The organism is Streptomyces sp. HP-A2021, from assembly GCF_022807935.1.
Taxonomy (GTDB): domain Bacteria; phylum Actinomycetota; class Actinomycetes; order Streptomycetales; family Streptomycetaceae; genus Streptomyces; species Streptomyces afghaniensis.
Map to the genome: position 1 here is coordinate 716,213 of NZ_CP094344.1, position 23,270 is coordinate 739,482.

The window sequence follows — 23,270 nt, forward strand, 5'->3', positions numbered from 1 at the left end:
GTCAGCCTGGCCCGCCCGTGCCGGCCCGGAGCAGGGACGCCCCCGCGGGCGTGAGCGTGTGCAGTACGGCCGGGCCGTGCCGGACGGTGGTGATGAGCCCCGCGTCCCGCAGCGCGGTGGCATGCCGGCTGGCCGAGGACGCCGAGACGCCGGCGGCACGGGCCATCTCGGCGGTCGTGGCGCCGGTGGCGGCGGCGCGCAGCGCCACCGCGCGAGCGCGACCGAGGAGAGTGGTCAAGGGCCTCTCGGAGGCGTCGGAGCCGTACGGGGCGCCCGGCGAGCTCGGCTCGTGGAGCAGCGAGTACCAGAGCACCGGCGGCAGTTGCGGATCGGCGAAGGCGACCGGCTCGCCCCAGTTGAAGTACGAGGGGACGAGCGTGAGTCCACGGCCGTCCAGGTGCAGATCCCGGTCGGCGGTCTGCTTGGGATAGCTGACCTCCAGGACGGGAGGGCGCCAGCGCAGCATGGGCCCGAGTCCGGAGAGCATCCCCTCGACCCCGCCGTCCAGGAGCCCACGGCAGCGGGCCACCCGCTCCGCCTCGATCCGGGCCTGTGCCTGTTCCTCGTACGGGGCGACGACCGCGGCGTGGTACGCGCGCAGCATGCCCACCAACTCCTTGCGCGCTTGCAGCCCGGTCAGCTGTCCGGCCCATGCGGGGGCGCCCACCGTCCGGTCGAGGACGGCCAGCTCCGCCAGGACGCGTTGTGGAGGAGTGGCCACGATCGCTTCCATGCCCGTGTCGAAGTCGCCCACCGCGCCGGCGGGGGTCAGGAAGTCCGGGAAGTACGCAGCTCTCGGATACAGGGGTAACAGAACGCTCCGCAGGACCCGCTCCAGCCCCTTGTCCCGCAGCTGCTGCCGCGCCGTGCGGTACCACCCGACGTAGGCCCACCGGCCTTTGCGGGACTGCAACCGGTGCAGACTCGCGGCGATCTCCGACACCGGATCGGGCGCGGCGGCGACCCTGGTGCGCGCCAGGTCCCCGTCGCTGAAGTGGATGCGAAGCATGCCGTCGTCCCCCTTTGCTCAGCCTTTGCGCTTTCATGCCACAAACTTGGTTCGGCCTGGCCGGGCGATCGTAAGTTGCGGACATCAAGGCGCGATAAACGCGGGTTTGACGGACGAGGCGCGCACGTTCATCTCCGCCTGCGCGGGCGTCACGCTCACCACCGGTCGGCCGTGCGTGCGGCATCCGGGTGCTCGCGCGTGATGTCCGGCCCGGTCGTCGCGGTGCGGAGGACATCCGTTTCTACGTTGATCATATGATCAACGGATTCTCATCCCGGGTGGCGGCGTCGACCTGTGTGCTCTGTGCGGCAGGGCTGCTGGCCCTGATGCCCGCCGCGGCGGCCGGTTCCGGCAGGGCGGAACCCAGTCCGCCTGCCGGGCCGAGGGCGGCGGCCGGGCACCCCTCGCTGCTGCACCGCCCCGGCACCCAGGTCCGCCCGCGCGCCGGTGCGCCGCGCCTCCCGGAGACCTCGGCGCTGTCCTGGCTGGTGGCCGACGCCCGCACCGGCGAGGTGCTCGCCGCCCACAACGCGCACCGAAGACTGCCCCCGGCCAGCACTCTGAAGACCCTGTTCGCCCTCACCGTGCTGCCCACGCTGCCGGCCGGAATCCGGCACACGGTCCGTGAGGAGGAGCTCCGGGGCATCGGGGCCGGCAGCAGCATCGTCGGGGTCACCGAGGGGCGTACCTACCGGGTCGCCGACCTGTGGCGGGGCGTCTTCCTCAACTCCGGCAACGACGCCGTGCACGTCCTGGCCGAGCTCAACGGCGGCTGGCGGGCCACGGCTCAGCGCATGCAGGCCAAGGCCCGCGCCCTGGGCGCCCACGACACGCACGTGGTCTCCCCGGACGGCTACGACGCGCCGGGCCAGGTGTCGTCGGCGTTCGACCTGGCGGTCTTCGGACGGGTCGGGCTGCGCAACCCCGACTTCGCGCGGTACTGCGCCACCGTCGAGGCCAGGTTCCCGGGCGGCGGAGGCTGGTCGTACCCGATCCGCAACACCAACCGGCTGCTGAGCGGCGCCCCCGGTGTGAAGCCGTACCGGGGACTGATCGGCATCAAGAACGGCTACACCAGCAAGGCGGGCAGCACGCTCGTCGCGGCGGCGCGGCGCGGCGGGCGCACCCTCGTCGTGACGGTGATGAACCCTCAGGAAGGCGGCGGCTCCGCGGTGTACGAGGAAGCCCGCTCACTGCTCGACTGGGGCTTCGAGGCGGGCAGCCGGGTCGAACCGGTGGGTTCCCTCGACGTGTCCAGGGCCGCCGCCCGACCGGACGCGGCGACTCCGCCCGCCGTCGCGTCCGCCGTGCCGAAGGAGGCCGGGTCCGGCTGGACGGAAGCGGGGCTGATCGCGGGTGCCGCCGGACTGGGCGCGGCGGCAGTCGTACTGGTGCTGCGGCTGCCGGTCCGCCGGTCCGGAGGCTGCTGACCGGCCGGCAGCCACAGCAGCAGGCCCAGGGTGATCCAGGCGTAGGTGTTGCTGCCCAGGAACCCGTCCACGCCGGACGCGTCGTCGAACCACAGCCACACCACGCTGGTGCACAGCACCGCGTACAGGGTGCCCGCGATCCGGGCACGGCCGGTACGGATCAGCACGGCGAAGGACGGCAGCAGCCACACGAGGTGGTGCACCCAGGTGATCGGGCTGACGAGACAGGCGGCGAGGCCGGTCAGGGCGAACGCCGCCATCCAGTCTCCCGCGGCGACGGCCCGGCGGGCCCGCAGCGCCCACACGCCGAGGAGCAGCACAACGACCGCCGCCCACACCGCCCGGTCGGGTTCGCCCAGGCGGGCCAGGATGCCCTGCACCGACTGGTTCGAGACATAGCCGAGGCGGCCGACCCGGTTGGTGTCCCACAGTGCCTCGGTCCAGTAGAAGCGTGAGGCGTCGGGGTCCGCCGACGCCGCGAGGGCCGTGGCACCGAGGGCGACGGCCGTGGCGACCGCCGCCGCGCGCCACCGCCTGGCCACCAGCAGCAGGCCGATGAACAACGCCGGCGTGAGCTTGATCGCGGCCGCCAGCCCGATGCCGATGCCCGCCCAGCGTGTGCGTCCGTTGGCGAGCAACGCCGCGTCGGTGAGCACGAGAGCCAGCAGCAGCAGGTTCACCTGGCCGAAGCTGAAGGTGTCGCGGAGTGGTTCGAACAGGGCGAGGACGCAGGCGGTCAGGGCCCAGCCGTACCAGCCGTGGCGCCGCCAGGCCGGGCCGGCGAGCAGCCGCAGGATCAGGGCCAGGGCCGCCAGGTTGAGCAGCAGGGCGGCCGCGATCGCGGTGTGGAGGTCCAGCAGGGCCATCGGCAGCATGACGACGGCGGCGAACGGAGGGTAGGTGAAGCCGTACACCGTGCCGGGGACCCGGTAGTCGTAGATCCGGCCGCCGTGGTGGACCCAGCTGTCGATGGTTCCGTGGTAGACGCGCAGGTCGAACCAGTCGCGCAGCAGGGGCACGGTCGCGGTGAAGACCGTCACCACCGTGACGAGGGCGAGCACGAGCAACAGTCGTCCGCGGTCGGTGCGCGGCGGGGCCGGAGTCATGCCGTGCGTCCCAGCGCCGGTGCCAGCTCGGCCTGGTGGGCCTGCCACAGCACGACGACCGCGAGCGCGCCGCCGGAGACGGCCAGCACGAGTTGCCCGGTGTCGGCCGGGCCGCCGCCGGGCAGGACGCAGAGCGCCAGCACACCGGTCACGGCCGCCATGCGGTGGCGTACGGAGGTGCTGGGCGCGGCGGCGGCGATGAGGAACAGGCCCCACAAGGCGTACCAGGGGCGGATCGCCGGGCCGAGCACGGCCACCGCCGCCAGGCTCAGGCCCAGCGCGTACAGCGGTCGCGGGCGCAGCCGGAGCCATATCAGGACGATCGCGACCCCGGCCGAGACGACACCCAGGGTGTGCCAGGCGGGGATCGCCAGGGGCGCGAGATCGCTGCCGAGGTGTTCCAGCAGGGCGCGCGTGGCGCGGCCGAGCAGGGTGGTCAGGGCCCAGTTCTGGGGCGAGACGGGGGTGTTCAGGGCGGCGATCCAGCCGTATCCGGTGCCCGCCGCGGCCGTGGCCGCGACGGTCGTCCCCGCGGCCGCCACGGCGGTCGTGACGAAGGCCTTCGCCGTACTGCGGCCCGCACGGACCTGGAGGACGACGACGGCGGCAAGACCGAGCGCGGCGGGCGCCTTGACCAGCGCGGCGAGCGTGACGAGGACGGCCCCGAGGATCGGCCACCGGCCGAGCGCCGCCACCAGGCCGACGCCGAGCAGGCCCAGCATGACGGCGTCGTTGTGCGCCCCCGCGACCAGGTGCAGCAGGACGAGCGGGTTGAGGGCGCCCAGCCACAGAGCGGCGGACGGGTCGGCCCCGCTGTGGCGTGCGAGGCGGGGCAGCGCGGCGGCCATCAGGGCCACGCCGGCGAGTGCGACGAGCCGCATTCCGAACAGCCCGGCGGGCAGTTCCCCGCGCGTCAGCGCCGACAGGGCCGCCGCGACGGCGAGGAACACCGGGCCGTACGGGGCTCCGGTGTGCCGCCAGAGCGGGGCGACCTCGCCGGCGAGCGGGCCGCCGAGCTGCGACGGCCCGTGCGCGTAGACGTCCATGTGCGCATCGACCATCGCCCCTTGGGCGAGGTAGCTGTACACGTCCCGGCTGAACAGCGGCGGGGCGACCAGCAGCGGGGCGGCCCAGACCGCGAGGACGAGCAGCAGGGCGCGGGGCTCGGGGGGTCTCGGTCCTCGGACCAGCCGGCCCAGCAGTGCCCAGGCCGCGATCAGCAGGACGAGTCCGAAGTACACCGCCACCAGGCCGAGGGCGGCGCGCGCGGAGGCCGGGTGGAGGAGGTCCCGTACGGGCAGGGCTCCGGCCGTCTCACCGCCTGCCGCGAGGAAGGCGGTACCGGCCAGACCGAGTATCTGGCAGCGGCGGAGATCGACGGGGAAAGCCATGGCCAACACTCGGGCAGCGTGTCAACGTGGGGTGGCCTCGCGGCGACGTGCAGCCCTCTGGCGGGGAGCGGGAGTATGACCGGCCGGTGATCAGGTGTGGGCGATGGGGGCCGGGAGCATCTGCCGGGTGCGGAGGTGTGCGGGGTGCGGGCTCGTCATGGCTTGTCGCGCAGTTCCCCGCGCTCCTGAAGGCATGACCCCGACGCCCGCTGAGATGTTCCGTCAGAACACCGACAGGCCCGTCAGCGTCGTGAATCTGTCCAGGGCCGCCACGCCCGCCACCGAGTTGCCCCGTTCGTCCAGGCCCGGGCTCCACACACACAGCGTGCAGCGGCCCGGGACGACCGCGATGATGCCGCCGCCCACGCCGCTCTTGCCGGGCAGGCCCACACGGTAGGCGAAGTCGCCCGCCGCGTCGTACGTGCCGCAGGTCAGCATGATCGCGTTGATCTGCTTGGCCTGGCTGAGGGTGAGCAGGCGGGTGCCGTCGGCGCGTATGCCGTGCCGGGCGAGGAAGGCCGTGGCGAGGGCGAGATCGGCGCAGGACGCCGCGATCGAGCACTGCCGGAAGTACTCGTCGAGCAGGACGGGCACCGGGTTGTCGATGTTGCCGTAGGACGCCATGAAGTGGCCGAGCGCGGCGTTGCGGTCGCCGTGCGCCGACTCGGACGCGGCGACCTCCTGATCGAAGGTCAGGTCAGCGTTGCCGCTCTCCGCCCGCAGGAACGCCAGCAGTTCGCCCGACGCGTCGCCGGTACGGGTGTGCAGCCGGTCGGTGACGACGAGGGCGCCGGCGTTGATGAACGGGTTGCGCGGGATGCCGTTCTCGTACTCCAGCTGGACCAGGGAGTTGAAGGGGTTGCCGGAGGGCTCGCGGCCGACGTGTTCCCACAGGGCGTCGCCCTCGCGGGCCAGGACGAGGGCGAGGGTGAAGACCTTGGTGATGGACTGCGCGGAGAAGGGACGCCGCCAGTCCCCCACGCCGTACACCGTGCCGTCCGGCTCGGCGACGGCCATGCCGAAGCTGCGCGGGTCGCGGGCGGCGAGCGCCGGGATGTAGTCGGCGGCTCGGCCCCGGCCGGGCGTCCGCTCGATCTCCTCGGCGATGCGCTCCAGGACCGGCTGGAAGGTCGTCGACGACGTCATGATCCGATTGTCCCTCCTGCCGGTCCCGGTGATCTCGCGTCCGTCAGGCCACCGGAGCCGGGCCGCTGCCCGCCAGGACCTCCGGGCGCAGCAGGCCGGCGAGCGTCTCGGCGGGCAGCAGTCCCTTTTCCAGGACGAGTTCGGCCACGCCACGGCCGGTGGCGAGGGCCTCCTTGGCGATGTCGGTGGCGGCCGTGTAGCCGATGTGGGGGTTGAGGGCGGTGACGAGGCCGATGGAGTTCTCGACGGTCGCGCGCAGCGCCTCGGTGTTGGCGGTGATGCCGTCGACGCACCGCTCGGCGAGGGTGAGGCAGGCGGCACGCAGGTGCGTGATGGACTCCGACAGCGAGTGCAGGATGATCGGCTCGAAGGCGTTGAGCTGGAGCTGTCCGGCCTCGGCGGCCATGGTGATGGTGACGTCGTTGCCGATCACCTCGAAGGCGACCTGGTTGACGACCTCGGGGATCACCGGGTTGACCTTGCCGGGCATGATGGACGAACCGGCCTGCACCGGCGGCAGGTTGATCTCGTTCAGGCCCGCGCGCGGACCGGAGGACAGCAGGCGCAGGTCGTTGCAGCTCTTGGAGAGCTTGACCGCGATGCGCTTGAGCACGCCGGACATCTGGACGAAGGCGCCGCAGTCCTGGGTGGCCTCGACCAGGTTGGCCGCCGTCACCAACGGCAGGCCGGTGATGGCCGCGAGGTGGCGACGGGCCGACTCGGCGTATCCGGCGGGGGCGTTGAGGCCGGTGCCGATCGCCGTGGCGCCGAGGTTGATCTCATGGATCAGCTCGACGGCCTCGGCAAGACGGGACCGGTCCTCGTCCATCATGACGGCGTACGCGGAGAACTCCTGGCCGAGCGTCATCGGCACCGCGTCCTGCAACTGTGTGCGGCCCATCTTGAGCACGTCGCGGAACTCGACGGCCTTGCGGGCGAAGGCGTCCTGGAGGACGGACATCGCGTCGAGCAGCCCGCGCACGGCGAACACCGTGGCGATCTTGACGGCGGTGGGGTAGACGTCGTTGGTGGACTGGCCGAGGTTGACGTCCTCGTTGGGGTGCAGGTACCGGTACTCGCCCTTGGCGTGGCCCAGCAGTTCCAGCGCCCGGTTCGCCACGACCTCGTTGGCGTTCATGTTGGTGGAGGTGCCGGCGCCGCCCTGGACGACGTCGACGACGAACTGGTCGTGCAGCTTGCCGTCGCGGATCTCCCGGCAGGCCTCGACGATGGCGGCGGCCTTCTTCGGCTCCAGCAGGCCGAGTTCCTCGTTGGCGAGGGCGGCGGCCTCCTTGACGGCGGCCAGGGCGTCGATCAGGTGCGGGTAGGCGGAGATGGTCATGCCCGTGATGGGGAAGTTCTCCGTGGCGCGCAGGGTGTGCACACCCCAGTAGGCCTCGGCGGGAACATCACGGTCGCCGAGCAGATCGTGCTCGGCGCGGGTGGCGGCGGTCATGAGCGGGAAGGCCCCTTTTCTGAGAAGTGAGGGTGGATGTGCGCCCCACAAGGGGCGCGGGGAACTGCGCGACCAGCCACACTGGGCCCGCAGTCGCCGACGAACAGATCCGGCACGCTGTCAGGCGCGAGCCGATCCGACAACGGGCTCCAGCGAGCGAACGGGCCGCACACGCCCGACCTCCCGGCCACCCCCGAGCAGCGGCTCACCCCCGAACTCGGAAAGCAGCTCCGGGTCGACACCCGCCCGCGCCAACGCCGCGGCAGCAACCGGCACACGCGCCCGATTCGCCCCGTCCGCGATCTTCACCGCCACAGCCCGCCCATCGGCCAGCGCAGCGACCTGCACCCCCTCGAAGCCGTCCTTGGACAGCAGCCCCGGCACGGCCCGCATCAGCGCGGCGACGTCCCGGCCGGAGCCGGAGGCCATCTCGGCGTGCTCGCGCATCGCGTCGGCCACGCGGGCCTCGGGCGTGCCCGGCGCGGCGGTGGCGATCCGGGCGGTGGCCCGGGCCAGGCCGTGCAGGGAGATCGAGAACAGGGGCGCGCCACAGCCGTCGACGGTGACCCGGGCGATGCGCTGCCCGGTGAGGTCCTCGACGATCTCGGCGATGGCCTGCTGGAGCGGGTGGCCGGGGTCGAGGTAGTTCTCCAGCGGCCAGCCGTTGAGGGTGCAGGTGTAGAGCATGGCCGCGTGCTTGCCGGAGCAGTTCTGCGCGAGCCGGGAGGGCAGCCGGCCCTCGCGCACCCAGGCGTCCCGGACGACCGCGTCGAACGGCAGGTCCGGGACGTTGCGCAGGTGGTCCTCGGTGAGCCCGGCGAGTTCGAGGATGCGCCGGGTACCGGCGAGGTGGCGTTCCTCGCCGGAGTGGCTGGCCGCGGTCAGCGACAGCAGGTCGCCGTCGAGCGGGAGCCCGGCCCGGGCCATGGCCACGGCCTGGACGGGCTTGATCGCGGAGCGGGGGTAGAAGGCGGCCTCGATGTCTCCGATCTGGAGCTGGACCTCTCCGTCGGCGCCGAGGACGACGACGGAGCCGTAGTGGATGCCTTCGACGATTCCGCCGCGTACGAGGTGGGCGACGGGGGCGTGGACGGGTTCACGGACAAGGGGTGCGTCCGCGAGGGAACTGCTGTACATCACTGCCTGCTTCTCGTGGAGCGGCGCGTCTGTCACGCGTCTGCTCCGGTGGTGGACTTGCGGGCGACACGGCCGCGGACGGCGAACCATCCGGCGACCAGTGCCCCGACGATCAGCGGCAGGCACAGCACGGTGGTGCGTCCCGCGCCGCCGTCGGCGTACATGAGGACCAGGACGGAGGCGAGGAACGCCAGCGTCACGATCTCGGTCCAGGGGGAGCCCGGCAGCCGGTAGCCCGGGCGGGTCAGCTCGCCCTTCTGGGTCTTCTGCCAGAAGAGGAGGTGACAGATCATGATCATGCCCCAGGTGGCGAGGATACCGATCGCCGCGAAGTTCAGCACGATCTCGAACGCCTCGGCGGGCACGACGAAGTTGAGGCCGACGCCCAGCACGCAGATTCCGCTGGTGAGGAGGATGCCGCCGTAGGGGACCTGGCTGCGGCTCATCACGGAGGTGAACTTGGGCGCGGACCCGGCCATGGCCATGGAGCGCAGGATGCGGCCGGTGGAGTACAGGCCGGAGTTGAGGGAGGACATCGCGGCGGTGAGGACGACGAGGTTCATCACGCCGCCGGCCGCCGGGACGCCGATGTTGGACAGCACCGTGACGAAGGGGCTCTCCCCCGCCGTGTACTTGTTCCACGGCAGCAGCATCGACAGCAGGACGACCGAGCCGACGTAGAACACGCCCACACGCCACATGATCGAGTTGATCGCCTTCGGCATGATCTTCTCGGGGTTCTGGGTCTCACCGGCCGCGACGCCGACGAGCTCGACGGAGGCGTAGGCGAAGACGACGCCCTGGATGATCAGCAGCATGGGCAGCAGGCCGTGCGGGAAGACGCCGCCGTTGTCGCTGATGAGGGACGGACCGGGGCTGTGGCCGTCGACGGGATGCTGGGTGACCAGCAGGAAGATGCCTATGCACATGAAGACGACGAGCGCGCCGACCTTGACGATCGCGAACCAGAATTCCAGCTCGCCGAAGATCTTCACCGAGATCAGGTTCACGGTGAGCACGACCGCCAGCGCGATGAGCGCGATCACCCACTGCGGGATGTCGGAGAACATGCCCCAGTAGTGGGTGTACGTGGCCACCGCGGTGATGTCGGCGATGCCGGTGGTCGCCCAGTTGAGGAAGTACATCCAGCCGGCGGTGTAGGCACCCTTCTCCCCCATGAACTCGCGGGCGTACGACACGAAGGCGCCGGAGGAGGGCCGGTACAGCACGAGTTCGCCGAGGGCGCGCACGACGAGGAAGGCGAACAGGCCGCAGACCGCGTAGGCGATGAAGAGGGAGGGACCGGCGTCGGCGAGGCGGCCGCCGGCGCCGAGGAAGAGGCCGGTGCCGATGGCGCCGCCGATGGCGATCATGTTGACGTGCCGGGACTTCAGGGACTTGCTGTAGCCGGCGTCTCCGGCGTCGACATGGCCGGAACGTTTCTGCACGCCTTCGTGCAGGGACTGCTCGCTCACGCCTCGGGTCCGCCTTCCGTGGGGGTGTCCGTGCGCGCGGGGCGCACGATGTCGGTGAGGGTGGTCTCGACGCGGTCGAGGTGGTGGGCCATCGCCTCCACCGCGTCGTTCTCGGAACCGTCGATCAGCGCCTCGACGATCGCCCGGTGCTCGCGGTTGGACTGCTCGCGGCGGCCGCCCAGCTCGTTGAGGAAGGCGGACTGGCGGGCCAGCGCGTCCCGGATCTCCTCGATGACCCGGCGGAAGACCGGGTTCTGGGCGGCCTCGGCCACGGCGAGGTGGAACAGCGTGTCCATCGCGACCCAGGCGGTGGTGTCCGTCTCCCGTTCCATCCGGTCCAGGAGGTGGGCCAGGTGGTCGAGGTTCTCCGGGGTGCGGCGCCGGGCCGCGTACCCGGCGACCGGGATCTCGACGTGGCGGCGCACCTCCAGCAGGTCGCTGGCCGAGTAGTCGCCGAACGTGGGGTCCTCGACGGCACTGGCGACGACGAAGGTGCCCTTGCCGGTCCTGGAGACGGTCAGGCCCATGGTCTGCAGGGCCCGCAGCGCTTCGCGCAGCACGGGCCGGGAGACCTCCAGGGTGCGGCACAGCTCCGCCTCGGAGGGGAGCTTGTCGCCGATCGCGTAGTCGCCGCGCTCGATGGCGCCGCGCAGATGCGCCAGCACCGCTTCCATGGCGCTGACGCGCCGCACGGGCTGTCCGGCTGTCCGGCTGTCTGACAGGTTCACGGAGGCGATCCTGCGGGTCGCGGGAGGTGCCTGTCAAGGGGTGGCAACGAAACGTTCAGGGGGCCGGAAGCCCGCGTTCACACTCCCGGCCCGCCGGCCCCCGCGACCGGTCAGCTGGTGAGCACACCCGTCCCGAGCAGGCCGAACAGCAGCACTCCCACGACGATCCGGTAGATCACGAAGGCGTTGAAGGAGTGCTTGGCGACGAACTTCAGCAGCCAGGCGATGGAACCGTAGGCCACCACGAAGGACACGATCGTGCCGACGGCGAGCGGGGCCGCGCCCACGCCGGTGCCCAGGGCGTCCTTGAGTTCGTAGAGGCCGGCGCCGGTCAGGGCGGGGATGCCGAGGAAGAAGGAGAGCCGGGTGGCGGCGACCCGGTCCAGGTCGAGGATCAGCGCCGTGGACATGGTGGCACCGGAGCGGGAGAAGCCGGGGAAGAGCAGGGCGAGGATCTGGGAGCTGCCGACGAGCATGGCGTCCTTGAAGGAGGTGTCGTCCTCGCCACGCTTGTGCCGGCCCATCTGGTCCGCCGCCCACATCACCCCGCTGCCGACGATGAGCGAGCCGGCCACCACCCACAGCGAGGCGAGCGGGCCCTGGATGAGCGGCTTGGCGGCGAGCCCGACGGCGACGATCGGGATGGTGGCGCAGATGACCCACCAGGCGAACTTGTAGTCGTGGTGGTACCGCTCCTCACGGTCGCGCAGGCCCCGCCCCCAGGCGGAGACGATCCGCACGATGTCCTTGAAGAAGTACACGAGCACCGCGGCGATCGCGCCGACCTGGATGACGGCCGAGAACCCGATCACGGCGTGGTCGTCGACGGGGATGCCCATGAGCCCTTCGACGATCTTCAGATGGCCGGTGGAGGAGACGGGCAGGAACTCGGTCACCCCCTCGACGGCTCCGAGGACGACGGCCTGACCGACGTTGATGACGCTCATGGGATCCAGTTCTGTACGGCGAGTGACGGGCACGGAGAGGACCGTCTTACTACACGCGGACGAGAATCGATCTCACAGACGCGCGAGTGCCACCCCCGCGAACGCCGCCCCGAGGCCGGCCGCCAGGCTCGCCGTCACATTGAGGACGGCGTAGCCGCGGGCTCCGGTCTCCACCAGCCGCAGCGTCTCGTAGGAGAACGTCGAGTACGTCGTCAGGGCCCCGCACAGACCCGTGCCGAGCAGCAGTTGGACGTGTCCCGCCACGCCGGTGAGCAGGCCGAGGATCAGGCAGCCGGTGACGTTCACCGCGAAGGTGCCCCAGGGGAAGACGGAGTCGTGCCGGGACTGCACCGCGCGATCGGTGAGGTAGCGCAGCGGGGCGCCGACCATCGCGCCCCCGACGACCAGCAGCCAGTTCACAACGACCTCTTACCCTTCGCGCCCCTTTCGCCCGGGGTGCGCTCCTGGCCGGTGTACCTGATGACCTCGCAGTCGTCGAGGGTCACCAGGCCCTCGGTGACGAGTTCGTCGAGCTGGGCCAGGAAGGCCCTCACGCGTGGCTCGGTGTCGACGATCACGACGGCGACCGGCAGGTCCTCACTCAGGGACAGCAGTCGCGAAGTGTGGATCAGCGAGGAGGCGCCGAAGCCCTCGACGCCCCGGAAGACGCTGGCGCCCGCGAGGCCCGCCGCGTGGGCCCGGTGCACGATCTCCGAGTAGAGGGGCTTGTGGTGCCAGGTGTCGTTCTCGCCGACGAAGACGGTCAGGCGCAGGGCCCTGCCGGTCAGCCGTGTCATGACTGCCTCCACTTCAGGGCACGGCGGGTCGACCAGGCCGCGAGCCACACCGCCGTGAGCGCCGCGAGCGGGGTCGCGGCGAGGTAGGTCAGGCCGGTGCCGAGGTGACCGCTGTCGGCCAGTTTCTGGATGTCGACGGCGTAGGTCGAGAAGGTCGTGAAACCCCCGAGCACGCCGGTGCCGAAGAACGGGCGGACCAGGCGGTGGGTGGCCCGGAACTCTGTGATGACCACCATGAACGCGCCGATCACGGCACAGCCGGCGACGTTGACCCAGAAGATCGTCCAGGGGAAGCCGCCCGTGTGCGCGGGCCACCACAGGGACGCCGCGTAGCGGGCGGCGGCCCCCGCTCCCCCGCCGAGCGCAACCACCGCGACGACCGGCGCCTGGGCGCGCCAGGCGGGCGGGTGCGGAGCAGCGGGCCGGATGCGGAGGCTTTCCGCCTCGGGGGCCGTCATGGTCGTGCGTCTCCTACTCGCCGGGGCCCGGGATCGTGCGGGCGCGTGCCGTCGCAAGTAGGGACCGTTGGCGGCGTCCGCGCCGCGGTTCGGGTACGGCGGGCCCCACCGCCGCGCCGCGAGAGGTGTCGCGGCCGGGGTTCAGGTTAACCCCGGCGGCGAACCGGCGTCACTTCGGGGCGGGCGGCTCGCAGACCGCCACACCCGGCTCCCAGAGGCTGCCCAGCACGAGGTGTCCGCCCGCTTCGCACACGCTGGTGACCATCCGGTACCCGGAGTGGCGGCGGGCGAGGTGGTGGACGGGGCGGCCCTCGTCGTCGAAGGCCAGGACGGCGATCGTGCCGGTGGGACGGAAGGGAGCGCGTACGGCCACGCGGGCGGCGGCGCGGCGGACCGCGGGCGCGCTGCGGTGGAACAGGTCGAGGGCGGGGACGCGGGGCCCGGCGAGCGCGACCCAGACCGGTCCGTCCGGGGCGCCGCGCCAGAGGTTGTCGGGCATGCCCGGGAGGTTCTCGGCGAAGGGTTCGCTCCGGCCGGCGTCGGGCCCGGTGAGCCCGTAGCGAATGAGGCGGCGGGCGCCGGTCTCGGCGACGACGAGGAACGACTCGTCGGCTCCGGCGGCGAGCCCGTTGGCGAACTGGAGGCCGTCCAGCACCACCTCGGGGGTGTCCGCGCCGGGGGCGAGGCGCAGCAGGCGTCCCGTCCCGGTGTGTTCGACGATGTCGCCGATCCAGTGGTCCAGGGGGTGGCGGCGGCTGGAGACGGTGAAGTACACGCTGCCGTCGGAGAGGGACACGACGTTGCTGGCGAACCGCAGCCGCTCCCCCGCCACCGAGTCGGCGAGGACCCGGACCGTGCCGTCGCCGGTGCCGACGCGCAGCAGTCCGCGTTCGGCGTCGCACACCAGCAGGTCGCCGTCCGGGAGGATTTCGAGCCCGAGCGGCCTGCCGCCGGTCTCGGCGATCACCTCGGTGCGGGCGGTCACCGGGTCCCCCAGGCCGTCCAGGCGCAGGATGCGGCCGTCCGCCAGGCCGGTCAGCACGCGCCCGCGCGGGTCGGCGACCACGTCCTCGGGGCCGTGGCCCACGGCGACGTAGTGGCGTGGGACGAGTGCCGTGGGGCGTTCCATCGCGTGTGTCCTTCACCGTCGGGGAGATTCCGCTGTGCCGGGTCGCACTGGTCGTACCGGGTCGCCTACCAGCCCTTCTCAAACATCCGGGCGACCTCGGCGATCCGCATCTCGTCGCGGTGGTAGTGCACGCTGCCCGCGGACCGGCTGGTGCGCAGCATGCCGGTGGCCTGGAGCAGCCGGAGGTGGGTGACGGCGACCGGGCGGGGTATCGAGAACGTCTCGGCGACGGCGTCCGCGGTGACGCCGTGTGCGGCGGGGCCGGGTTCCTTCAGCCAGGCCAGGATGCGCAGGCGCGTCTCGTCCTTGGGAGTCCTCAGCATGTCGTGCCCCTGCCTCGCGGCTCTGGTCCTCTTGGCGCGTCTTCCCACTGTCTCGCAGTCGAAGCCGCCGCGCCGGAGGGCTCGGCCTCCTTGACCGATATCGAACTGCCGTGGCGCGCAGGAGAGTTCGGGTCGGCCCGCGGTCTGCGTGCGGGAACGGGAGAGGGCCCGGCCGTGGGTGTGCGGCCGGGCCCTCTCCCCCGTCGGGTCAGCGGTGGCGGAACCAGGACGTCGACGAGAGGGCCCGGTCGTCGTACCCGAACAGCGCCTGGTTCTCCCAGGCGTTGCCGGAGGACGCGTCGGTCGGGTCCCAGCCGTTGCCGTTCACCGCGGTCCAGGTGGCCTCCCAGTAGAAGATGCCGAGGCCACGGCCGTTCGGGACGGCCTCCACGATGCTCGCCACGTCGTTCATCCACCGGGTCTGGCCGGCCACGCTCGCCGGGTAGCCGGAGACCAGCTCGGCACTGGTGTCGATGATGTTTTCGTGCGAGTCCTCGCTGTCCAGTCGGAACGGGTAGGCGGTCTCGGCGACGAAGACCGGCTTGCCGTAGCGGGAGGCCGCGTCGTCGAGGGTCGTCTGGAAGTCGGCCAGCGTGCCGTGCCAGTAGCCGTAGTAGGACAGGCCGATCGCGTCGAACTTCACGCCGTTGGAGCGCGCGCTGTCGAACCACCAGCGGGTGCCGGCCAGGTCACCGCCCTTGGCGAGGTGCAGGGCGACGGTCGTGCCGGAGTTGACCGCCTTGACCGCGTCGTAGCCGGAGTTGAGCAGACCGGCCAGCTGCGTCCAGTTGGAGGTGGATCCCTCGTTCCACAGCATGCCGCCGTTGATCTCGTTGCCGACCTGGACCATGTCGGCGGTGGTGCCCTGCGCCTTCAGGGCGTTCAAGACGTCGTACGTGTGGTTGTACACGTCGGTCCTGAGTTGACCGTACGAGTGTCCGGCCCAGGCGGCGGGCTTGTCCTGGCGGCCCGGGTCGGCCCAGAAGTCCGAGTAGTGGAAGTCGACCAGGAGCTTCATGCCCTGCGCCTTGACGCGCTTGGCCGTGGCGAGGACGCGTGCCTTGTCGTTGTAGCCGTCGGCCGGGTTCACCCAGACCTTGAGGCGCGCGTAGTTCATGCCGGACGTCTTGAGGATCGCCAGGGGGTCGCCGACCGTGCCGGAGCTGTTCCGGTAGACGCCGCCCTTGGCCTCGCTCTTGGCCAGGGACGAGATGTCGGCACCCTTGATCGACGTACCGGACGTGCCCGACGTGAAGGTCAGGTCGTCGACATTGATCCAGTTGCCGGCGTTCGCGTCACTGTTGACGCTGAGCGTGCACTGGTTGTTGGTCACATTGACCGGCACGACGATCCGGATCCACCCACTGGCCGAGACCGGCAGGTCGGTGCGCTGTTCCGCGCCGCCGCAGTTCTTCAGTGCTATGTACGCGGACTTCTGCCCGCCGCCGGAGCGCACCCAGGCGGTGAGCTTGTAGCTGCCGTTGGTGAGTCCGGACAGGTACTGGTATGTCTCCACCTTGTAGGCGCTGGAGGCCCAGTGGCTCAGGCGGTAGCTGCCGCCGTGGCCGCCGGACTCGGTGAACGAGGCGCCGGTGTCGCCGTACTCGGACCAGCCGCTGGGGGCGGCCGCGCCCGCACCGTCGGCCTCGAAGCCGCCGTTGGTCAGCGTGCTCGCGGCGTGGGCGGAGGTGGCGGGCAGGGCGGTGAGGGCGAGCCCGGCCGCGAGCGGGAGCAGCAGGGTTCTGAGCGTGCGTCTGGGATGGAACATCGTCGTCCGTCGTCCCTTCGACGTGGGGGTTGGGGGTGCCCTCGCCCGGAGGTGGGGCGGGAGAGCCCCTCCGCCCGCGGCTCCTGCGGCTCGCACGGGCGGAGGGGAGTCGGTTCAGCCGTCGAGCCGTACGACCCGGACGGCTCCGGCCGGGACCGGCAGCCGGCCCACGGCGCGTTCACCGGTCAGCAGTTCGGTGCCGGGGGCCTCCAGCGGCACCTTGGCGTCCGAGCCGGTGTGGTTGACGGCGAACAGGTAGGTGCCCGACTCGCCGGTACGGCGGACCACTTCGACGTCCCGGGGCAGGTCGGCGCGCCGGGTGAGCCGGGCGTCCTCGACCGCCCAGCCGAGCAGCGCGTCGATGCCGTCGGGTCCCAGCCGGGTGGAGACGTACCAGGCGGTGCCTTCGCCGAGGCGGTGCCGGGTGACGGCGGGCCGCCCGGCGGTGAGGCCGTCGGCGTACGTCAGGACGGTCTCGGCGCCGCCCGGCACCACGAACTCCGCCCACACGTCGGCGCCCAGCTCGGATCCGTCGGGGCCGCTGACGCGCACCCGTTCGCCGGGCAGCAGCGGCGAGAACTCCTCGACGGTGAGGCCGAGGACGTCCCGCAGCGGGCCCGGGTAGGCGCCCTCGTGGACGGCGTCGTGTTCGTCGACGATGCCGGAGAAGTACGAGACGACCAGCGTGCCGCCGTTGCGGACGTAGGCCGTGAGGTTGTTCCCGGCCGCCTTCGTCATCAGGTACAGGGCCGGTACGACGACAAGGGGATACCTCGACAAGTCGGCTTCCGGGTGGGCGAAGTCGACGGTGAGGTGGCGGTCGTAGAGGGCTTCGTAGAAGGCGTCGGCGCGTTCGCGGGCGTCGTGGTCGACGCTGGGGCGCCAGTCGAGGTTCTGCGCCCACCAGGAGTGCCAGTCCCACAGCACGGCCACGTCGGCCTCGGTTCGGGTGCCGCGGATCTCGCTCAACGCGTCGACGGCCGCACCGAGTTGGACGACCTCGCGCCACACCCGGGTGTCGGTGCCGCCGTGCGGGACCATCGCCGAGTGGAACTTCTCGGCGCCGCGCCGGGACTGGCGCCACTGGAAGAACATGGCTCCCTCGGAGCCGCGCGCCACGTGCGTGAGGGAGTTGCGGGCCATCTGGCCGGGGGCCTTGGCGGGGTTGCGGGGCTGCCAGTTGACACCCGAGGTGGAGTGCTCCAGCAGCAGCCAGGGGTCGCCGCCTGCGACGGAGCGGGTGAGGTCGGCGGCCATCGCCAGGTTGACGTGGGTGCGGCGGCCGTCGGTGATCAGGTAGTGGTCGTTGGTGACGATGTCGACCTCGCGGCCCCAGGCCCAGTAGTCGACGGAGTCGCACTGGCTCAGCGCCGTCATGAAGTTGGTGGTGACCGGGACGCCCGGGGAGAGGCGGTGCAGGATGTCCCGCTCCATCACGAAGTTCTCGCGCATGGTGGCGTCGGCGAACCGCTTGTAGTCCAGTGCCTGGCCGGGGTTGACGGCCGCGGGGGTGAGCCGGGGCGGGTTGATCTGGTCGAAGTCCGTGTAGCGCTGGCCCCAGAAGGCCGTTCCCCAGGCCTCGTTGACCGCGTCGACCGTGCCGTACGTCGTCGCCAGCCAGCGGCGGAAGTGCGCGGCGCACGAGTCGCAGTAGCAGGCCGAGACGGGGACGCCGTACTCGTTGTGCACGTGCCACATCGCCAGGGCCGGGTGGTCGCCGTAGCGCTCGGCGAGCTTCGTGGTGACGGCCGCGGCGGCCGCGCGGTAGTCCGTGTTGCTGTGGCAGATCGCCGCGCGGGAGCCGAACTCGTAGCGCACGCCCTCGGCGGTCACGGGCAGCGCGTCGGGGTGGGCCCGGTAGAACCAGGCGGGCGGTACGACGGTAGGGGTGCCGAGGTCGACGCGGACGCCGTTCTCGTGCAACAGGTCCAGGAGCCGGTCCAGCCAGCCGAAGTCGTAGGTGCCGGGTGAGGGCTCCAGCAGTGCCCAGGAGAAGATCCCGACGCTCACCATCGTGACGCCGGCCTCCCGCATCAGCCGGACGTCCTCCTGCCAGACGCTCTCCGGCCACTGCTCGGGGTTGTAGTCCCCACCGAAGGCGAGCCTGGTGAGGCCCCTGGGGGTGGTCTCCGGCATGGATGGTCTCCCGGTCGATCGATCAAATGGGAACGTGCACACACGATGGCGCAGTGCAGAGCCCAACATAACCGCACAGCAACAACCATTGACAAGTGTCCGGGATGTTTCTCTACTGTGAACGCTCACAGAAGCATGGCAGGTTCTCGCAGCAGGCGAGAACCCCAGGTCAGGGGAGAGATCCATGCCGTACACGAAGCGCCGCCGCCTCGTGACATCCGCCGTCGCCCTCGCGCTCGGCGCCGCCGCCCTCGCCGCCTGCGGCTCGGAATCCGGGGACAGCGAGACCGAGTCGGGGCCGGTCTCGCTGACGTACTGGACCTGGACGCCCGGCATGGACAAGGTCGTGGACCTGTGGAACAAGGGGCCGGGCAAGAAGGACCAGATCACCGTCACGGTGAAGAAGCAGGCGTCCGGTGACACGCTCATCACCAAGATCCTCACCGCGCACAAGGCGGGCAAGGCACCCGACCTGGTGCAGGCGGAGTACCAGGCGCTGCCCACGCTGGTCAGCAACGACGCCCTGGCGGACATATCGAAGAACGTGGGTGACGCGAAGGACAGGTTCGCCGACGGTGTCTGGCAGCAGACGACGCTGGGCACGGACGCGGTCTACGCGGTCCCGCAGGACATCGGGCCGATGATGTTCTACTACCGCGAGGACCTGTTCAAGGAGTACGGCCTGACGGTGCCGACGACCTGGGACGAGTTCGCGAAGACCGCGCGCAAGCTGAAGCAGGCCGCCCCCGACAAGGACCTCACCACCTTCTCCGCCAACGACTCCGGCCTCTTCGCCGGCCTCGCCCAGCAGGCCGGCGCCAAGTGGTGGACGACGTCCGGTGACCAGTGGAAGGTCTCCATCAACGACGCGGCGACACAGAAGGTCGCGAAGTTCTGGGGCGGACTGGTCAAGGAGGGCGCCATCGACAACCAGCCGATGTACACCCCGTCCTGGAACAAGGCGCTCAACACCGGCAAGCAGATCGCCTGGGTCAGCGCCGTGTGGGCGCCGGGCACGCTGACCACGGCCGCCCCCGAGACCAAGGGCAAGTGGGCCATGGCCCCGCTCCCCCAGTGGTCCGCGAACGAGAACCGCACCGGCAGCTGGGGCGGCTCCTCCACCGCCGTCACCACGGATTCCAAGCACCAGGAGGCCGCCGCGAAGTTCGCCGCCTGGCTGAACACCGACGGCGACGCCCTGAACGCGCTGGCCAAGGAGAGCGGCATCTACCCGGCCGCCAAGAACGCCCAGACCAGCGGCGCCTTCCTCAAGCCGCCGGCCTACTTCTCCCACCAGGCCGACTTCTACACCAAGGCCGCCGACATCGCGGAGACCACGGCGCCGTCCGCCTGGGGCCCCAACGTGAACGTCGCCTACACCACTTTCAAGGACGCCTTCGGCGCCGCCGCGAAGAACAAGTCGGACTTCGGCGCCGCGCTGAACAAGATGCAGGCCGACACCGTCGCCGACATGAAGAAGCAGGGCTTCGAGGTCGCTCGGTGAAAAGCACGGCACGCCGGCAGTCGTACGGGGTCAAGGGGGCCCCGTACGCCTTCCTTCTCCCCGCGACGATCCTTTTCGCACTGTTCTTCGCACTGCCGATCGGCTACGCGATCTGGCTCAGCCTGCACAAGGTGAAGGTCTCCGGCCTCGGCCTGGGCTCCGGCGCCCGCAGGGAGGTCTGGGCCGGGCTGGAGAACTACACCGACGCCCTCACCGACAGCGAGCTGGTGAACGGCTCGCTGCGCGTACTGGGCTACGGCTGCATCGTCGTCCCCGTGATGCTCGGTCTCGCGCTGCTGTTCGCGCTGATGCTGGACTCCGAGAAGGTGCGGCTGGCCCCCTTCACCCGGCTCGCGATCTTCCTGCCGTACGCCATCCCCGGTGTGGTGGCGGCGCTGCTGTGGGGCTTCCTGTACCTGCCGGACGTCAGCCCCTTCTACTTCGTGCTCGACAAGCTGGGGCTGCCACAGCCCGACCTGCTGGACGGCGGGCCGCTGTACCTGGCGCTGTCGAACATCGCGGTCTGGGGCGGCACCGGCTTCAACATGATCGTCATCTACACCTCGCTCCAGGCGATCCCGGCGGAGGTCTACGAGGCGGCGAAGCTGGACGGCGCCACCCCGGTGCAGATCGCGCTGCGGATCAAGATCCCGATGGTGGCGCCGTCGCTGGTGCTGACCTTCTTCTTCTCGATCATCGCGACGCTCCAGGTGTTCAACGAGCCGACCACCCTCAAGCCGCTCACCAACTCCGTGTCCACGACGTGGAGCCCGCTGATGAACGTGCACCGGGACGCGTTCGGCGAGGGTGACGTCTACGGCGCCGCGGCGCAGGCCGTGATCATCGCGTTCGCCACGCTCCTGCTGTCCTTCGGCTTCCTGCGGGCCGCGAACCGTCGTCAGAAGCAGGAGGCAGCTCGATGAGTTCCCTTGCCGTCCCCCAGACCGAGCCGGTGGCGGGCAGCACGCCCGGTACCGCCCAGGGCCGCCCGCCGCTGCGTCGCCGGATCGCCCTGATCCCGACGGTCACACTGTTCCTGGGGGCGACCTACTGCCTGCTGCCGGTGGCCTGGGTGGTCATCGCGGCCACGAAGTCGGGCCGTGAGCTGTTCTCCACGTTCACGTTCCTGCCGGGCACCGGCTTCGCCGGCAACTTCCGGGATCTGAGCGCCTACCGCGACGGCGTCTACTGGGAGTGGATGGGCAACTCCGCCCTCCATGCCGGGCTCGGCGCCCTGCTGTCGGCGTGCGTGTCCGCGTTCAGCGGCTACGCGCTGGCGATCTACCGCTTCCGGGGGCGCGAGACGATCTTCAACGTGCTGCTCGCGGGTGTGCTGATGCCGCCGGTGATCCTGGCCATCCCGCAGTACCTGCTGCTGGCGAAGGCCGACCTCACGGACTCCTTCCTGTCCGTCCTGCTGCCGCAGATCCTCTCGCCGTACGGCGTCTACCTCGCGCGGATCTACGCCGCCGCCGCGGTACCAGCCGACGTGGTCGAGGCCGGCCGGATGGACGGGGCGAGCGAGTGGCGGATCTTCACGCGGATCGCGCTGCCGATGATGATCCCCGGCATGGTGACGGTGTTCCTGTTCCAGTTCGTGGCGATCTGGAACAACTTCCTGCTGCCGTACATCATGCTCAGCGACGACGAGAAGTTCCCGATCACCCTCGGGCTGTTCACGTTGCTGGAGCAGGGCGCCAACACCCCGGCGCTGTACACCCTGGTGATCACGGGCGCGTTCCTGGCGGTGCTCCCGCTGGTGGCTCTCTTCCTGGTCATCCAGCGGTTCTGGAGTCTGGATCTGCTCTCCGGAGCCGTAAAGTCATGACCATGAACGCTTCGGGGGGCAGGCGCAGGCCGCCCACGATCCACGACGTGGCGCGCGAGGCGGGGGTCTCGCGCGGCACGGTCTCGCGCGTGCTCAACGGCGGCCACTACGTCAGCCCGGCCGCGCAGGAAGCGGTCAACGCGGCCATCCGCAGGACGGGGTACGTCGTCAACCGGCACGCCCGCTCCCTGATCACCGGGCGGTCCGACTCGATCGGCTTCCTGCTCACCGAACCGCAGGAGCGGTTCTTCGAGGATCCCAACTTCAACGTCCTGCTGCGCGGCTGCACCCAGGCGCTCGCCGCGCACGACATCCCGCTGCTGCTGATGCTGGCGGGCACCGAGGACGAACGGCGCCGCCTCACCCGGTACATCACCGCCGGGCACGTCGACGGCGTGCTGCTGGTCTCCAACCACTCCGGTGACCCCGTCGCCGAGCAGCTGCGCGAGGCCGGTGTGCCGCTGGTGGCGTGCGGGAAGCCGATCGGGCTCGGCTCGAAGGTGAGCTACGTGGCCGCCGACGACCGCGACGGCGCCCGCGACATGGTGCGCCATCTGCTGTCGCTCGGGCGGCGCCGGGTGGGCATGGTGACAGGACCGCTGGACACGCCCGGCGGTGTCGAGCGTCTCGCCGGCTACCAGGAGGTGCTCGCGGAGGCGGGCCTGGAGTTCGACGAGCGCCTCGTCGTCTCCGGCGACTACAGCCGGGCCAGCGGCGAGGCGGGCGCCGAGCGGCTGCTGGCACAGGCCTCGGACCTGGACGCGGTGTTCGTCGCCTCGGACCTGATGGCGCAGGGCGTGCTGGCGGTCCTCCAGCGGGCGGGGCGGCGCGTGCCGCAGGACGTCGCGGTCGGCGGCTTCGACGACTCCCCGGCCGCCCTGGCCTCCAGCCCCGAGCTCACGACCATCCGGCAGCCGTGGGACCGCATCAGCGCCGAGATGGTACGGGTGCTGCTCGCGCAGATCGGGGGCGAGGACCCGGCGGCGGTGATCCTGCCGACGGAGCTGGTCAAACGGGAGTCGACGTAGGCTCTCCGCCGTCCTGCCAGGGTCTGAGCCGCGTGCATTGCATGCACGGTCATTGAATGCCGCGCCGGTGTTACCGTTCACATATGGCGTCGAAAACGGCTGGTGGGCGGCTCGAGGAACGGTGGCGGGACATCCTGTCGGCGCACGCGCGCACGATGTGCGAGATCGACCGTGTGCTGCACCCGCACGGCCTCGGCGCGTCCGACTTCGAGGTCCTGGACCTCCTCGCCACGGCGGCGCCCGAGGAGGGCGAGCAGTGCCGGGTGCAGAACCTGGTCGGGCGGGTCCATCTCAGCCAGAGCGCGCTGTCCCGGCTCATCGCCCGGCTGGAGAAGGACGGGCTGGTGACGCGTTCGGTGTGCATGGAGGACCGGCGCGGCGTGTGGGTGGCCCTTTCCTCCAAGGGCCGTGACCTGCACGCGCGGGTACTGCCGCTGCAGCGGGCCGCGCTGGCCCGGACACTGGGTGCGTAGA

Annotated in this window: 21 protein-coding genes and 1 pseudogene; 6 read left to right on the top strand and 16 right to left on the bottom strand. The window is 71.1% G+C overall.

What is annotated here, in order from left to right:
- Position 1 precedes the first annotated feature (1 nt).
- Positions 2-1,009, bottom strand: a complete 1,008-nt coding sequence (locus MQE23_RS03460) for a helix-turn-helix domain-containing protein (RefSeq protein WP_020274827.1) — start codon at positions 1,007-1,009, stop codon at positions 2-4.
- A gap of 326 nt (positions 1,010-1,335) precedes the next feature.
- On the opposite strand from MQE23_RS03460, the pseudogene MQE23_RS03465 reads away from it, so the two are divergent.
- Positions 1,336-2,148: pseudogene (locus tag MQE23_RS03465) on the top strand (serine hydrolase); the annotation flags it as partial.
- Positions 2,149-2,159: 11 nt separating this feature from the next.
- Here the strand turns inward: MQE23_RS03465 and MQE23_RS43615 are convergent.
- The 15 genes from MQE23_RS43615 to MQE23_RS03540 form a co-directional block, all read right to left on the bottom strand.
- Positions 2,160-3,545 (bottom strand): glycosyltransferase 87 family protein, encoded by a 1,386-nt coding sequence (locus MQE23_RS43615; protein ID WP_347710122.1) that lies wholly within the window; start codon positions 3,543-3,545, stop codon positions 2,160-2,162.
- On the bottom strand, positions 3,542-4,936 hold the full coding sequence (mptB, locus tag MQE23_RS03475) for a polyprenol phosphomannose-dependent alpha 1,6 mannosyltransferase MptB (protein WP_243378198.1): 1,395 nt from the start codon (positions 4,934-4,936) through the stop codon (positions 3,542-3,544). The genes MQE23_RS43615 and mptB overlap by 4 nt, the downstream gene beginning before the upstream one ends.
- 222 nt (positions 4,937-5,158) lie before the next feature.
- Positions 5,159-6,082, bottom strand: a complete 924-nt coding sequence (locus tag MQE23_RS03480; RefSeq protein WP_020274822.1) for a glutaminase — start codon at positions 6,080-6,082, stop codon at positions 5,159-5,161.
- A 43-nt stretch (positions 6,083-6,125) separates the two neighbouring features.
- Positions 6,126-7,538, bottom strand: a complete 1,413-nt coding sequence (gene aspA / locus MQE23_RS03485; protein WP_020274821.1) for an aspartate ammonia-lyase — start codon at positions 7,536-7,538, stop codon at positions 6,126-6,128.
- Between the two features lie 120 nt (positions 7,539-7,658).
- Entirely contained in the window at positions 7,659-8,675 is a 1,017-nt protein-coding gene (locus MQE23_RS03490) for an asparaginase (RefSeq protein ID WP_243382476.1), read from the bottom strand.
- Between the two features lie 32 nt (positions 8,676-8,707).
- Positions 8,708-10,150: an amino acid permease gene (locus MQE23_RS03495; RefSeq protein ID WP_020274819.1), complete on the bottom strand. Its 1,443-nt coding sequence runs from the start codon at positions 10,148-10,150 to the stop codon at positions 8,708-8,710.
- Entirely contained in the window at positions 10,147-10,824 is a 678-nt protein-coding gene (locus tag MQE23_RS03500) for a FadR/GntR family transcriptional regulator (RefSeq protein WP_037671233.1), read from the bottom strand. The genes MQE23_RS03495 and MQE23_RS03500 overlap by 4 nt, the downstream gene beginning before the upstream one ends.
- A gap of 164 nt (positions 10,825-10,988) precedes the next feature.
- Entirely contained in the window at positions 10,989-11,825 is an 837-nt protein-coding gene (locus MQE23_RS03505; RefSeq protein ID WP_020274817.1) for an undecaprenyl-diphosphate phosphatase, read from the bottom strand.
- Positions 11,826-11,897: 72 nt separating this feature from the next.
- Positions 11,898-12,245 carry a fluoride efflux transporter CrcB gene (crcB, locus tag MQE23_RS03510; protein WP_020274816.1) on the bottom strand — a complete coding sequence of 116 codons (348 nt, stop codon included), beginning with the start codon at positions 12,243-12,245 and terminating at the stop codon, positions 11,898-11,900.
- Positions 12,242-12,622 carry a DUF190 domain-containing protein gene (locus MQE23_RS03515; RefSeq protein WP_037671228.1) on the bottom strand — a complete coding sequence of 127 codons (381 nt, stop codon included), beginning with the start codon at positions 12,620-12,622 and terminating at the stop codon, positions 12,242-12,244. Before MQE23_RS03515 ends, crcB (MQE23_RS03510) begins: the two co-directional genes overlap by 4 nt.
- Positions 12,619-13,080 carry a fluoride efflux transporter CrcB gene (gene crcB, locus MQE23_RS03520; protein ID WP_020274814.1) on the bottom strand — a complete coding sequence of 154 codons (462 nt, stop codon included), beginning with the start codon at positions 13,078-13,080 and terminating at the stop codon, positions 12,619-12,621. The genes MQE23_RS03515 and crcB (MQE23_RS03520) overlap by 4 nt, the downstream gene beginning before the upstream one ends.
- A gap of 169 nt (positions 13,081-13,249) precedes the next feature.
- Positions 13,250-14,209 carry an SMP-30/gluconolactonase/LRE family protein gene (locus tag MQE23_RS03525; protein ID WP_020274813.1) on the bottom strand — a complete coding sequence of 320 codons (960 nt, stop codon included), beginning with the start codon at positions 14,207-14,209 and terminating at the stop codon, positions 13,250-13,252.
- A 65-nt stretch (positions 14,210-14,274) separates the two neighbouring features.
- The gene (locus MQE23_RS03530) at positions 14,275-14,532 is read right to left on the bottom strand and encodes a helix-turn-helix domain-containing protein (protein WP_020274812.1); all 258 of its coding nucleotides are present in this window, start codon (positions 14,530-14,532) and stop codon (positions 14,275-14,277) included.
- A gap of 208 nt (positions 14,533-14,740) precedes the next feature.
- Positions 14,741-16,300, bottom strand: a complete 1,560-nt coding sequence (locus tag MQE23_RS03535) for an arabinogalactan endo-1,4-beta-galactosidase (protein ID WP_243378200.1) — start codon at positions 16,298-16,300, stop codon at positions 14,741-14,743.
- 114 nt (positions 16,301-16,414) lie between these two features.
- Positions 16,415-18,436 (bottom strand): beta-galactosidase, encoded by a 2,022-nt coding sequence (locus MQE23_RS03540; RefSeq protein ID WP_243378201.1) that lies wholly within the window; start codon positions 18,434-18,436, stop codon positions 16,415-16,417.
- Between the two features lie 184 nt (positions 18,437-18,620).
- On the opposite strand from MQE23_RS03540, the gene MQE23_RS03545 reads away from it, so the two are divergent.
- From MQE23_RS03545 to MQE23_RS03565, 5 genes are all read left to right on the top strand, one after another.
- On the top strand, positions 18,621-19,940 hold the full coding sequence (locus tag MQE23_RS03545; protein ID WP_020276484.1) for an extracellular solute-binding protein: 1,320 nt from the start codon (positions 18,621-18,623) through the stop codon (positions 19,938-19,940).
- The gene (locus tag MQE23_RS03550; protein WP_243378202.1) at positions 19,937-20,863 is read left to right on the top strand and encodes a sugar ABC transporter permease; all 927 of its coding nucleotides are present in this window, start codon (positions 19,937-19,939) and stop codon (positions 20,861-20,863) included. The genes MQE23_RS03545 and MQE23_RS03550 overlap by 4 nt, the downstream gene beginning before the upstream one ends.
- Positions 20,860-21,768, top strand: coding sequence for a carbohydrate ABC transporter permease (locus tag MQE23_RS03555; protein ID WP_243378203.1), 909 nt, complete (start codon positions 20,860-20,862; stop codon positions 21,766-21,768). Before MQE23_RS03550 ends, MQE23_RS03555 begins: the two co-directional genes overlap by 4 nt.
- Positions 21,765-22,796, top strand: coding sequence for a LacI family DNA-binding transcriptional regulator (locus MQE23_RS03560; RefSeq protein ID WP_020276487.1), 1,032 nt, complete (start codon positions 21,765-21,767; stop codon positions 22,794-22,796). The genes MQE23_RS03555 and MQE23_RS03560 overlap by 4 nt, the downstream gene beginning before the upstream one ends.
- A gap of 83 nt (positions 22,797-22,879) precedes the next feature.
- Positions 22,880-23,269, top strand: a complete 390-nt coding sequence (locus tag MQE23_RS03565) for a MarR family transcriptional regulator (RefSeq protein ID WP_020276488.1) — start codon at positions 22,880-22,882, stop codon at positions 23,267-23,269.
- Position 23,270 lies beyond the last annotated feature (1 nt).